Source organism: Streptomyces sedi, assembly GCF_006335015.1.
GTDB classification, from domain to species: Bacteria; Actinomycetota; Actinomycetes; order Streptomycetales; family Streptomycetaceae; genus Streptomyces; species Streptomyces sedi.
The window spans coordinates 106,497-118,596 of the sequence record NZ_VDGT01000006.1; the positions used below are offsets into that span (position 1 = coordinate 106,497).

Genomic DNA, 12,100 nt, shown 5'->3' on the forward strand with positions numbered 1-12,100 from the left:
CCCGGGAAAGGGAAGACCACGCGCGGGGCCAGAACTCATCGCCGGCCGCCGCGCCTCAGCTCAGCAGCTCCCGCAGCCGCTGCGAGAGCATGTCCCAGCCCCACTTCTCCTCGACCCACTCGCGGCCCCTGGCGCCCATCCGGCGACGCAGTTCGGGATCGCGCAGCAGCTCGACGACGCGGTCGGCGGTCTCGCCCGGCGCCGACGACCCGCCGCCGCGCACCACCCAGCCCGTCTCGCCGTCGAGGACGGCGTCCGGGGCGCCGCCCGAGTCGCCGGCGATGACCGGCAGACCGGTGGCGGACGCCTCCAGGTAGACCATCCCAAGGCCCTCCACGTCCATGCCCCGGTGGCGGGTGCGGCAGGGCATGGCGAAGACGTCGCCGATGCCGAAGTGCGCGGGGAGTTGTGCCCATGACACTTCGCCGAGGAAGCGCACCGAGTCCTGCACGCCGACGCGCTGCACCAGGCGTTCCAGGTCCGCGCGGTAGGAGCCGCCGCCGACGATCGCCAGCACCGTGTCGGGCTCGGAGGCGAGGATGCGGGGCATCGCCCTGATCAGCGTGTCCTGGCCCTTCCTCGCCACCAGGCGGGAGACGCAGACCACCACGGGGCGGTCGGCCAGGCCGAGGCTCTCGCGCAGCCGCTTCCCGCCGGAGTCGGGGTGGAAGAGCTTGTGGTCGACGCCCGGCGTCAGCTGCGTCATCCGGGCGGCGGCCTCGGGCGTCAGGGCGTCGGCGATCCGGCTCCTGGTGTACTCGCCGAGGTAGGTGATCACGTCGGTGTTCTCACCGATGCGACGCACCACCTGACGCGTGACCGGCATTCCCGCCCACCCCGCCTCGTGCCCGTGGCTGGTGGCCACCAGCCGCTCGGCGCCGGCGGCGCGCAGCGTCGGGGCCATCAGCCCCAGCGGCGCCGCGGCGCCGAACCACACGGCCGTGCACTCGTGCTCCCGCAGCAGCTCGGCGGCCTTGCGGGTGGTGGCTCTGGTGGGCAGCAGGGACGCCGTCCTGTCCCGGAAGACCGGGTAGGGCTGCTCGGCGTCGAACTCGGTGGTGGCCTCGACGGCTTCGGTGTCCCGGCGCCAGCTGGAGGCGTAAACCACCACCTGGCCCGGGTCCATCCGCAGCGCCATGCTGTGCAGGAACGCCTGGATACCGCCCGGGCGGGGCGGGAAGTCGTTGGTCACGATCAACGTCTTTCGCATCACCCGAACACTACCGACCTCTGGTCAGGGTCGTACCACCGAGGAGACCGGCATCATCCCGACTGCCTCGTAGCGCACGAAAGCTCCGCTATACGGCGCGTGCACCACTTGCCCGCCTCCGGCATAGAGCCCGACGTGGCTGGCGTCGGACCGGTAGACCACGATGTCACCCGGCTGGGCCTGGTCGAGCGGCACCCGGCGGCCGGCTCCCGCCTGCGCCTGCGAGGTGCGCGGCAGCGACACCCCGGCCTTGGCGTAGGCCCACTGCACGAGGCCGGAGCAGTCGAACGCGTCCGGTCCCGTGCTTCCCCATCCGTACGGGGCGCCCAGCACGCTCAGGGCCGCGCTCAGGGCGATGCCGCCCCGGTCCGAGGTGGCGACGGCCGGGGGGCGTTCGACGGCGACGGGGGCGGGGGCCGGTTCGGCGACGGTTCGCGCGCGGGGGGCGTCCCGACCGGCCCTGGCCTCCTGCTCGCGTTCGCGCTCGGTGAGCTCGTCCAGGCGGTCCCTGGCCTCGTCCAGGCGCCGCTCGGCGGCCTCCTTGCGACGCGACAACTCGGCGCGTTCCTCGACCAGTTCGTCCAGGCGCGCGTCGGCCTCGTCGCGGCGCTGGGTCAGCTCGCGCTGGGCGGCGAGGAGTTCCCTCAGCTCGGCGTCACGGCGGTCGCTCATCCGCTCGTACGTCGCCGACCTGGCCAGGTAGGCGTCGGGGCTCTCGGAGAGCAGCAGCGCGAGCGTCGGGGAGATGCCTCCGGCGCGGTAGTGGGCGGCGGCGGCCGAGCCGACGGCGCCGAGCTTCTCGTCCACGGCGCGCTCGCCGCGGTCGACCTGCGCGCGCCGGCGCTCGACCTCGGCCTCCAACTCCGCGACGCGTTCCGCGGAGCCGTTGTAGGCGTCCACGGCCCGGTCGGCCTCCGCGAACAGGCGGTCCACCTCGCGGGTGGCCTCCGCGGTGTCGTCGCGGTCCGACGGTTCGGCGGAGACGGGAACGGTGGAGATGACCGCCACGGCGGTGGCCGCCGCCGACCAGGTGGTCAGCCGCAACGCGAGGCGGGTACGCCGGGAGGGGAAGAGTCTGTCAACGGTCACTGCGAGCCGCGCTCCTTCGGTGGGGACCCGAGCGCAGCAGAATGTAGCCGTGCCCGGAGCCCGGGCACGGCAAGGCAACACCGCGCGGCCCGGCCGTGGATGCTCGGTGCGCAGGTCACGCGGGGCGCGGCGGTCGACAGCCGGCCCAGCGAATCACCTGGTTGGTGGAGTTGGCCCGGCGCCCGTTCAGCGGGCGGGCGCCGGCGCGGAGTTCGCGGTGGTGGCGCGCCGGGTCAGGCGACCCTGACGCCGAACTGGAAGGGCATGATGCTCAGGCTGGCGTACTCGACGACGCCGCCGGTGCTGGGCGCGTGCACCATCTGGCCGTTGCCGACGTAGATGCCGACGTGGGTGATGCCGGGGTAGAAGAACACCAGGTCGCCGGGGGCCAGTTCGCTCTGCGAGACCCGGGTGCCGGCGTTGGCCTGGTCCTGCGAGACGCGCGGCAGCGAGACGCCGGCCTGATTGTAGGCCCAGCCGGTGAGCCCGGAGCAGTCGAAGGAGCTGGGGCCGGTGGCGCCCCAGACGTAGGGCGATCCCAGCTTGGAGATCGCGGCGTTGAGCGCCGAGGAGGCCCTGCCGGTGGCGGTGCCGTCGGAGAAGTCGCGGTCGTCGCTGCGGCTGGCGCGCTCGGACTCCTCCGCCTCGGCCTGCTCGGCGGCGGCGATCTCCTGGCGCTCCTCCTCGGTGAGCTGGTTGAGCAGGGCCTGGGCCTCGCTCAACTTGCCCTGGATGCTGTCCTTCTTCTCGCCGAGGGTGGCGCGGACGTCCTCCAGCTCGGCGAGCCGCTCGCCGGCCTCCTCGCGCTGCTGGTCCAGGGTGCGCTGCTGGTCCTGGATCAGCCGGAGGGCCTCGGCCTGCTTGGCGGACATCTGGTCCAGCGCGGAGGCCTGGTCCAGGAAGTCGTCGGGGTCAGAAGAGAGGAAAAGCTGCATGGACGGGTCCAGCCCGCCGTTGCGGTACTGCGCGGAGGCCATGGAACCCATGCCGTTGCGCAGCTCGTTGAGTCTCTCCTGGCCGCGCGCGGTGGAGTCCTGGAGCTCGGAGATCTCCTCCTGGAGCTGCTCCTCGCGCTCCTGGGCCCCGTTGAACTCCTCGGTGATCTCCTCCGCCTCGTGGTGGAGATCGTCGACCTCCTCGCGGACGTCGTCGACGCTCTGACCGGGGTCGGCCGAGGCGGAGGTCGCGGTGACGCCGACGGTCGCGGCGGCGGAGGCAGCGGCGCCGAGGAGGGTCATTCGAGCGCGGCTTGGCTGCTTGGGACGACGGTGGGACGCCACTGGGGCGAGCTCCTTCTTCCTCAGCCGCCTGCCGGGTCGGGGGACTGTGGTCCCGGCTCCGCGCGAACTGCCGCGGACTAGGCGGTCCCTCGCGGCCACCCGGGCTGGGTGATCGACCGCGCGAAGGTTCGAGGTGACCCTAGCGAGGTGTGTTTGCCCGGTTCAAATCCTGGCGGGCATATTTTACTTACCTCACACTGACCGGGGTCGATTCCGCACCCTGTGTGGACGACATACGCCCGGCAACCCCCGCCAAGCGGGCAAAGCGCCCCAACGGGCCCCGGCCACCCCAACGACCCGAAACGCCCAACTCCCCGTCGGCTCCGGTCCCCTGGGGATACCCGTGCGGCGACCGCCGGAACCACCCGTTCGGCCCAGGCCGTCACCTCGCGGCCCCCGGCGCGGACTTGGACCCCGCCGGTGAGCGGGATGCGCGGGATCAGGTGCGGGCGAGCCTGTTGAGCAGCAGCCTGGAGGCCACCGGCCAGGCCCCGGACCTGGCGATCCCCTCGGCCACCTCGCGGTCGCTGGAGACCACCACCACCGGCCGGCCCGCCGGTTCGGCCCGCACCAGCTGCCGGATCAGCTCGTCCGCCGTCTCCCCCGCCGGGCTGAAGAGCACCCGCACCCCGCGCGGCGGCGTCAGCAGCACCGGGGCCGCCAACTCGGCGCCGTCGAAGACGCAGGTCATCTCCGCCCCGCTCTGCGCGGCCAACACCGCGAGACCCCGCATCAGCCGGGCCCGCTGCCGCTCCAGCGGCAGCGTCGGATAGCCGGTCTTGGTCACGTTGTAACCATCCACGACCAGATGCGCCTGCGGCAGCGCCAACAACTGATCGAGAACCGCCGGGTCCTCCCCGTCCAACGCCCGCCGCGCGATATCCCCCGGCCCCGGCTCCCCCGGGCTGACCGAGGCCACCGTCTCCGCGGGCAGCCGCCCCTCCCGCGCCGGCGGCAACGCCAACTCCCGGCGCAACCCCTGCGCCGCGTCCAACACCGTGTCCAACAGCAGCCGCAGCCGCGTGTCCTCGATCCCCCGCTCCTCGCGGACCGACCGCCGGCTCGCCTCCAGCGCCGCCTCGGCCCGCGCCAACCGGCCGCGCAACCGCCTGGCCTCGCTCTCCCCCGTCACCCGCGCCGCCTCGGCCGACGCCCGCACCTCGTCCAACTCGGCGCGCAACTTCCGCACCGACGCCTCCCCACGCCGCACGTCCGCGTGCGCGCTGCGCAACTTCCGGTGCAGCGCGTCGCCCTCCTTGCGCGTCGCCTCCAGCTCCGCCCGCAACCGCTCCTGCTCGTCGCGCGCCCCCTCACGCGCCCGCGCCAACTCCCCGCGCAACTCCGCCAGCTCACGCTCCCGCTCATGCCCCGCGCGCTCCTCCTGGGCGCGCTGCGCCTCCTCGCCCGCCGCGGCCACCAGCTTCGACCAGCCCGCCGGACGCAGCAGAAAGGCCGCCGCCGCCACCTCGACCGGATCGGCCGCCGGCGGCGGCGCGCCACGCTCCACCGCCTCCGCCAACTCGGGCGCGCCCGCGCGCAGCACCGCACCCACCCGGTGCCGGAAGACCGTGTCGGTCTCCAGAGCCGCCGCCATCGCCGAACCGCCGAACTTCACCCGACGGGGTGGCGTGAACCGCGCGTACTGCCGCAACGGGCCCGGCAGCTCGTTCAGGGTCAGGCCGTCGAACGCCTCCCCGGCGAGCTGGATCACCCGCCCCCTGACCCGCTCGGGCAGCGGACGGTCCAGGGTCTCGGCCGGCTCACCCTCCTCGGGCTCGGCCTGACCCCTCGCCTCCTCACCGTCCGTCGGTTCCACAGCTGCACACCATTCGTCGGTCCCAGCGGCGACCGGTCGGCCGGCGCTCCCCCTCCCCTACGTATCTCCGTCACACCGTGGTTCACCCTACGGCCTGGTACGCGCCACGTCTGCGGGCCCCGCCAGGCCACCCGGCCTCCCCGAACCGTCCCGCGCCACGCCCGCGCCACCCCCGGGAGCTATCGTGTGGCCAGCCGCGGGCACGTCCCCGTGCGAACGACGACGACCGACCGAAACGAGGCGCAGCCGTGATCACTTCGATCGTGCTCATCAAGACCAGCGTGGACCGCGTCCCCGAGGTCGCGGAGCGGATCGCGGCCCTGGAAGGGGTCAGCGAGGTCTACTCGGTCACCGGCCCCCACGACCTGATCGCCCTCGTCCGGGTGCGGGAACACGACCAGTTGGCGGACGTCATCCCCGCCCGGCTCAGCAAGATCCCTGGCGTGGAGTCCACCGAGACCCACATCGCCTTCCGCACCTACTCGCAGCACGACCTGGAGGCCGCGTTCGCCATCGGCCTCGACTCCTGAGCGCCCCGCGCCGAACGGACCGGCGCCCGCCCCCGACCGGGGTGCGGGCGCCCAGGGCCCGAGGGGCCCCCGGCCGACTCAGCGGTGGGTCGTGGCGATCCAGCGCTCCAACGCCGCTCCCGCGGCGCCCGAGTCGATCGACTCCGCCGCCCGCGCCATCCCCGCCGCGATCCGCTGCGACAGCGGCGCGTCGTCAGGCTCCGCGGCGGCCAACCCGGCCGCCGCGTTGAGCAGCACCGCGTCCCGCACCGGGCCGTGCTCCCCCTCCAACAGCCGCCGCGCCACCGAGGCGTTGTACGCCGCGTCGCCACCGCGCAGCGCCTCGACCGGGGAGCGCCCCACCCCCACCGACTCGGGGTCGAACGACTCCTCCGTCACCTTCCCGTCCCGCACCACCCACACCGTGGAGGTGCCGGTGACGGTCAGCTCGTCCAACCCGTCGTCGCCCCGGAAGACCAGGGCGGAACTGCCGCGTTCGGCCAGCACCCCGGCGAGGATCGGCGCCATCCTGGCGTCGGCGACGCCGGTCGCCTGCGCCCTCACCCGCGCCGGATTGGTCAGCGGGCCCAGGAAGTTGAAGAACGTCGCCACCCCCAGCTGCTTGCGCGCCGAACCGGCGTGCCGCAGCGCGGGGTGGAACAGCACCGCGGGGCAGTAGGTGATGCCGGCCTCGACCGCCACCTCGGCCACCCGCCGCGGCGTCAGGTCCAGGTTGACGCCGAGCTGCTCCAGCACGTCCGTGGCGCCGCTGGCGCTGGAGGCCGCGCGGTTGCCGTGCTTGACCACCCGCGTCCCGGTGCCGGCGACCACGATCGCCGACATGGTCGAGATGTTCACCGTCCGCGCCCGGTCGCCGCCGGTGCCCACGATGTCGACGGAGGGACCGGGCACCTCGATCACGTTGGCGTGCCGGTACATCGTCTCGACCAGTCCCGAGACCTCCTCCACCGTCTCGCCCTTGGCGCGCAACGCCACGGCGAAACCGGCGATCCGCACGTCGCCGGCCTCCCCGCTCATGATGCGCTCCATCGCCCAGGCGGTGTCGTCACCCGTCAGGTCCCGGCCGGCCAGCAGCGCGCTCAGCACGTCCGGCCAGTCGCGCGCCGCCCCGGTGTCGCCTCCGGCGGGGGTCACAACGCTCATGGGAATCACTCCTGGCGGTTCAGCTGGATGATCGGAAACCGGCTGGCCGGTCGCGGACACCCCCGGCGGGGGCACCCTTCGGCTGCCGTGGCACCGAAGCCTAGCGGCGGCCGGTGACGCGTGGGGCACCGCGTTCGGTCTCCGGACGGTCGTTCCACCGAACCGGGCCCGAACGCCCAAAGGGCCGTGGCCCCACCCGTGCGGTGACGGGTGGGGCCACGGCCCCCGGAAACCGGCCCTGCGGCCGCGACCTCAGTGGTGGTCGCCGTGGCCCTCGGTGATCTCCTTGTACTCCTCGCGGGTCGGCTTGCTGATCTGCGCCTGCTCCCCGAAGTACGCCTTGCTGAACCTGGCCCGCACCCGCTCCAGCGGGTTGACCGGGCGCCGCACGCCGTTCTTGTCGGTGTCGGGGCCCAGCTCCAGCGGCTTGTGCTGCTCGTGCGCGGTGAGGGTGTACAGCTGCTCCTGCGAGAGCGGCTCGTGCACCTCGACGAACTCACCGTGCGGCAGCCGCTTGATGATCCCGGACTCCCGGCCGTGCAGCACCTTCTCCGCGTCCCTCCGCTGGAGGCCCAGGCAGATCCGGCGGGTGATGAAGAAGGCCACGACCGGCAGCACGAAGAACCCGATGCGGCAGAACCACGTGATCGTGTTGATCGACAGGTGGAAGTGCACGGCCCACAGGTCGTTGCCACCGGCCAACATGCACACGCCGAAGGCGGTCAGCCAGGCCATGCCGAAGCCGGTCCTGGTCGGGTTGTTCCGCGGACGCTCGGCGATGTGGTGCTCGCGCGGGTCCTTGGTCACCCAGGACTCGAAGAACGGGTACAGCGCGATGGCCGTCAGCAGGCCGGGGAAGACGACCAGCGGCACCAGCAGACCGAAGTTCAGCGTGTAGCCGCCCGGAATCACCCACTCCCAGCCGGGCATCATCCGGACCAGGCCCTCGGAGAAGCCCAGATACCAGTCGGGTTGCGCGTTGGTGGAGATCTGGTCCGGTCGATAGGGGCCCAGGACCCAGACCGGGTTGATCGTCACCGTCGCCGCGATCAGTGTGATCACGCCGAAGACCAGGAAGAAGAAGCCGCCCGCCTTCGCCATGTACACCGGCAGCAGCGGCATCCCGACCACGTTGTCGTTGGTCCGGCCGGGACCCGCGTAGTGGGTGTGCTTGTGGTAGACGATCAGGATCAGGTGCGCGACCACCAGGCCCAGCATGATGCCCGGCAACAGCAGCACGTGCACCACGAAGAACCTGGGGATGATGTCGTACCCGGGGAACTCGCCGCCGAAGAGGAACATCTGGATGTAGGTGCCGACCACCGGCACCGCCAGGATCGCGCCCTCCATGAAGCGGATACCGACGCCGGAGAGCAGGTCGTCCGGGAGCGAGTACCCGGTCAGACCGGTGAAGAGCGCCAGCACCAGCAGCAGGAAGCCGAAGAGCCAGTTGATCTCACGCGGCTTGCGGAAGGCGCCGGTGAAGAACACCCGCATCATGTGCATGAAGATGCCGACCACGAACAGCAGCGCCGCCCAGTGGTGGATCTGGCGGACCAGCAGGCCGCCCCGCACGTCGAAGCTGATGTCCAGCGTCGAGGCGTACGCCTCGGACATCATCACGCCCTGCATCGGCTCGAACGAGCCGGTGTACTCCACGTGCCCCATGCTCGGCACGAAGAACAGCGTCAGGTACACACCGGTCAGCATCACGATGATGAAGCTGAACAGGCAGATCTCGCCCAGCAGGAACGACCAGTGGTCGGGGAAGATCTTGCGCATGTTGGCCTTGGCCAGGCTGTAGATGCCCAGCCGGCCGTCGGCCCAGTCGGCGACCTTCTCACCGGCGGGGGCCTTGCCCCGCGCGGTGCTCTTCCGGGGTTCCGTTGCCGTACTCATCCGCGCTCCCAGAAGCTCGGTCCCGGCGGCTCCTCGAAGTCGCCGAGGGCCGTGAGATAGCCGTCGTCGTTCACCGTGATCCGCAGCTGCGGCAGGGGGTGTCCCGCCGGGCCGAAGAGCACCCGCGCGCCGTCCGACAGGTCGAAGGTCGACTGGTGGCAGGGGCAGAGGGCGTGGTGGGTCTGCTGCTCGTAGAGCGTGGCCGGGCAGCCGATGTGGGTGCAGATCTTGGAGAAGCAGAGGATGCCCTCGTGTCCCCACTCCGCGGAGCGCGGGTCCTTGATGTCCTCCGGCTCCAGGCGGACCAGCATCACCGCGGCCTTGGCGATCTCCGCGTGGAAGTCGTGGTCGTGGTGGTCGAGCTCCTCGGGCATCGCCTGCGTGAGCGAGCCGACCGTGATGTCCTCGGGACGCAGCGGCTCGCCCGTGTTCTCGTTGACGATCACCGAGCCCTCGCGCCAGGCGGTCTTGCGCAGCTTGTCCTCGGGCAGCGGGCCGAGGTCGCGCAGCAGGACGACGCCGGAGAGCGGCACCAGGGCCATCGCGCCGAGCATCGTGTTCCGCACCAGCTTGCGCCGGCCGATGCCGGACTCCTCGGCGCCCTTGCGGAACTCCTCCAGCACCTGGGCCTTGACCTCGGGGGCCGCGGCGACCGCGTGCCGCTCCTCGGAGCGCTCCTCGTCGGACATCAGGGTGCGGGCCCAGTGGATGGCGCCGGCGCCGATGCAGAAGAGCGCGGTGCCCAGGGTGGTGCCGAGTGCGAAGTTCAGCCCACTGATGTGCCCGATCGGCCAGATGTAGACGATCCGGTCGATCGGGATGGCCACGTAGGCGACGATGAAGCCGATGGTCGCCAGCATGGAGACGGTGAACAGGAGGGCCACGGTGCGCTCGGAGCGCTTGGCGGCTCGCTCGTCGATGTCCTGCCGCCGATGTTCGTGCGGGGGCAGCCCCGGGTCGGCGAACGGGTCGTCCAACACGGCCAGTTCACCCGAGCGCCGCTCACCGGGGAGGTGATCGTCGGACACGTCTTTTCGCGTTTCCGTTTCTTGGGATGAGGTGGGGTGGTCGCGGTCGTCGCTCATGACTTCCTGGCCTTAGCGCTCCGGGCCCCGATCCAGACCGTCAGGGCGACGAGCGCCCCGATGCCGAAGGTCCAGGCGAACAGGCCCTCGCTGACCGGGCCGAAGCCACCGAGCGAGAAGCCGCCCGGGCTGGGCGACTCCGAGGTGTTGACCGCGTTCAGCCACGCGATGATGTCCCGCTTCTCCTGCTCCGGCAGCACCGTGTCGGGGAAGGAGGGCATGTTCTGCGGGCCCGTCAGCATGGCCTCGTAGATGAAGATGGGCTCCACGTCGTCCAGACCGGGAGCGTACTTCCCGTGGGTCAGCGCGCCGCCCTGACCCGTGAAGTTGTGGCACTGCGCGCAGTTGGTGCGGAAGAGTTCGCCGCCCCTGGCCGCGTCGCCGTCCGCGGGGTCGTAGGCGGAGGCCTCCGGAACCGCGGGGCCCGGGCCCAACGAGCCGATGTAGGCGGCCAGCTGGTCGATCTCGGCCTGGGTGTAGGCCCGGGGCTTCGCCGGGGCCTGGGCGCCCGGGTTCTGCATGGGCATCCGGCCGGTACCGACCTGGAAGTGGACCGCGGCCGGTCCCACGCCCACCAGGCTCGGGCCGTCGCTGCCGCCCTCACCTGACCTGCCGTGGCAGCTGGAGCAGCCGACCCGGTAGAGCGCCTCGCCCTCGTCGATGGCGAGAGACTGGGCCCTGTTGTCGGCCTGCGCCTCCTCGGCGGGCGCGAAGGCGGCGTACAGCCCCCCGGTGGCCGCCAGCGCGATGAGGAGGACGACAAACACCGCCAGTGGATGGCGCCGTCGTGCGGAGAGCTTTTTCACGGATTACCCCGGTGTCAGGATCTTCTGCGTCGGTGCTGGAACAAACGTCCGGTGCGGCGATGGGTTACTTGATCAGGTAGATGGTGGCGAAGAGGCCGATCCACACGACGTCCACGAAGTGCCAGTAGTACGAGACGACGATGGCCGTGGTGGCCTGCTCGTGCGTGAACCGGCGGGCGGCGTAGGTCCTGGCGAGGACGAACAGGAAGGCGAACAACCCGCCCAGCACGTGGAGCCCGTGGAACCCGGTGGTCAGGTAGAAGGCCGAGCCGTAGGGGCCGGAGGCCAGCGAGACACCCTCGTGTACCACCAGCTCGACGTACTCGGTGACCTGACCGCCGATGAAGATCGCACCCATCGCGAAGGTGATCACGAACCAGAGGCGGAGGCGCTTCACGTCACCCCGCTCGGCCGCGAACACCCCGAGCTGGCACGTCACCGAGGAGAGCACCAGGATCGTCGTGTTGGTCAGCGAGAAGGGCAGGTTGAGCGCGTCCGCGTTCTCCTGCCAGTACTCGGGGCCCATCACCGAACGGAGGGTGAAGTACATCGCGAAGAGGGCCGCGAAGAACATCAGCTCGGAACTGAGCCAGATGACCGTCCCCACTGAGGTGACGTTCGGCCTGTTGACCGACGGGATCGCGTGCCCGGTGTCTACTGCTGTTGCTGTCGCCACGCCCGTCATTATGTCGGTCGCTTTTCCGGCGCTTGTCTCGGGGGTGGGGTTCGGTGTGTCAGTACCCGTCCCCCTGCCTGTGACCCCGCCGGACGGAGTAGCATCACGGCGCAACGGACAACCCCAGCGGGCGGAGGAACGATGCAGCGCAGCGCCACGGTGCTGGTCTACAGCGACGACGTCAACACCCGGGAGCAGGTGCGGCTGGCCGCCGGAACACGCCCGTCCACGGACCTGCCGGCCATCGAGTACCTGGAGTGCGCGACCCTGCCGGCCGTGCTCTCCGCCCTGGAGAACGGCGGCGTCGACGTCTGCGTACTGGACGGCGAGGCGGTTCCCGCCGGCGGGATGGGCGTCTGCCGGCAGATCAAGGACGAGATCTTCGAGTGCCCGCCGGTGCTCCTGCTGATCGGGCGCGCGCAGGACGCGTGGCTGGCCACCTGGAGCCGCGCCGAGGCCGCGGTGGCGCACCCGATCGACCCGGCCGAACTGACGGGCGCCCTCACGGGGTTGCTGCGCGAGCAGCTGCCCTCGGCCGCCTGAGGTCTCGTCTCCCGCCCCCGGGG

Annotated in this window: 11 protein-coding genes; 2 read left to right on the plus strand and 9 right to left on the minus strand. The window is 71.7% G+C overall.

All coding sequences use genetic code 11. From position 1 onward, the window contains the following. Window positions 1-55: 55 nt before the first annotated feature. The 4 genes from FH715_RS10270 to FH715_RS10285 form a co-directional block, all read right to left on the minus strand. A complete protein-coding gene (locus FH715_RS10270; RefSeq protein WP_139643394.1) occupies window positions 56-1,210 on the minus strand; it encodes a glycosyltransferase family 4 protein in 1,155 nt (384 codons plus the stop codon). 24 nt (window positions 1,211-1,234) lie between these two features. After that, complete coding sequence (locus FH715_RS10275; protein ID WP_211367530.1) at window positions 1,235-2,299, minus strand: C40 family peptidase; 1,065 nt, start codon at window positions 2,297-2,299, stop codon at window positions 1,235-1,237. A gap of 233 nt (window positions 2,300-2,532) precedes the next feature. Next, window positions 2,533-3,579 carry a C40 family peptidase gene (locus FH715_RS10280; protein WP_139643397.1) on the minus strand — a complete coding sequence of 349 codons (1,047 nt, stop codon included), beginning with the start codon at window positions 3,577-3,579 and terminating at the stop codon, window positions 2,533-2,535. 439 nt (window positions 3,580-4,018) lie between these two features. Continuing rightward, entirely contained in the window at window positions 4,019-5,395 is a 1,377-nt protein-coding gene (locus tag FH715_RS10285) for an NYN domain-containing protein (protein ID WP_139643400.1), read from the minus strand. A 248-nt stretch (window positions 5,396-5,643) separates the two neighbouring features. On the opposite strand from FH715_RS10285, the gene FH715_RS10290 reads away from it, so the two are divergent. Next, the gene (locus FH715_RS10290) at window positions 5,644-5,925 is read left to right on the plus strand and encodes an Lrp/AsnC family transcriptional regulator (RefSeq protein ID WP_097229077.1); all 282 of its coding nucleotides are present in this window, start codon (window positions 5,644-5,646) and stop codon (window positions 5,923-5,925) included. Between the two features lie 78 nt (window positions 5,926-6,003). On the opposite strand, the gene trpD is transcribed toward FH715_RS10290, so the two are convergent. From trpD to ctaE, 5 genes are all read right to left on the minus strand, one after another. Further along, window positions 6,004-7,068 carry an anthranilate phosphoribosyltransferase gene (gene trpD, locus FH715_RS10295; RefSeq protein ID WP_139643402.1) on the minus strand — a complete coding sequence of 355 codons (1,065 nt, stop codon included), beginning with the start codon at window positions 7,066-7,068 and terminating at the stop codon, window positions 6,004-6,006. A gap of 252 nt (window positions 7,069-7,320) precedes the next feature. After that, complete coding sequence (qcrB, locus tag FH715_RS10300) at window positions 7,321-8,967, minus strand: cytochrome bc1 complex cytochrome b subunit (protein ID WP_139643405.1); 1,647 nt, start codon at window positions 8,965-8,967, stop codon at window positions 7,321-7,323. Continuing rightward, window positions 8,964-10,052, minus strand: a complete 1,089-nt coding sequence (gene qcrA, locus FH715_RS10305) for a cytochrome bc1 complex Rieske iron-sulfur subunit (protein ID WP_139643408.1) — start codon at window positions 10,050-10,052, stop codon at window positions 8,964-8,966. The genes qcrB and qcrA overlap by 4 nt, the downstream gene beginning before the upstream one ends. After that, complete coding sequence (gene qcrC, locus FH715_RS10310) at window positions 10,049-10,858, minus strand: cytochrome bc1 complex diheme cytochrome c subunit (RefSeq protein ID WP_139643411.1); 810 nt, start codon at window positions 10,856-10,858, stop codon at window positions 10,049-10,051. The genes qcrA and qcrC overlap by 4 nt, the downstream gene beginning before the upstream one ends. Before the next feature lie 64 nt (window positions 10,859-10,922). Beyond that, on the minus strand, window positions 10,923-11,543 hold the full coding sequence (ctaE, locus tag FH715_RS10315) for an aa3-type cytochrome oxidase subunit III (RefSeq protein WP_139643414.1): 621 nt from the start codon (window positions 11,541-11,543) through the stop codon (window positions 10,923-10,925). 132 nt (window positions 11,544-11,675) lie between these two features. On the opposite strand from ctaE, the gene FH715_RS10320 reads away from it, so the two are divergent. Then, window positions 11,676-12,077: a response regulator transcription factor gene (locus FH715_RS10320; RefSeq protein WP_097229082.1), complete on the plus strand. Its 402-nt coding sequence runs from the start codon at window positions 11,676-11,678 to the stop codon at window positions 12,075-12,077. Window positions 12,078-12,100: the final 23 nt, after the last annotated feature.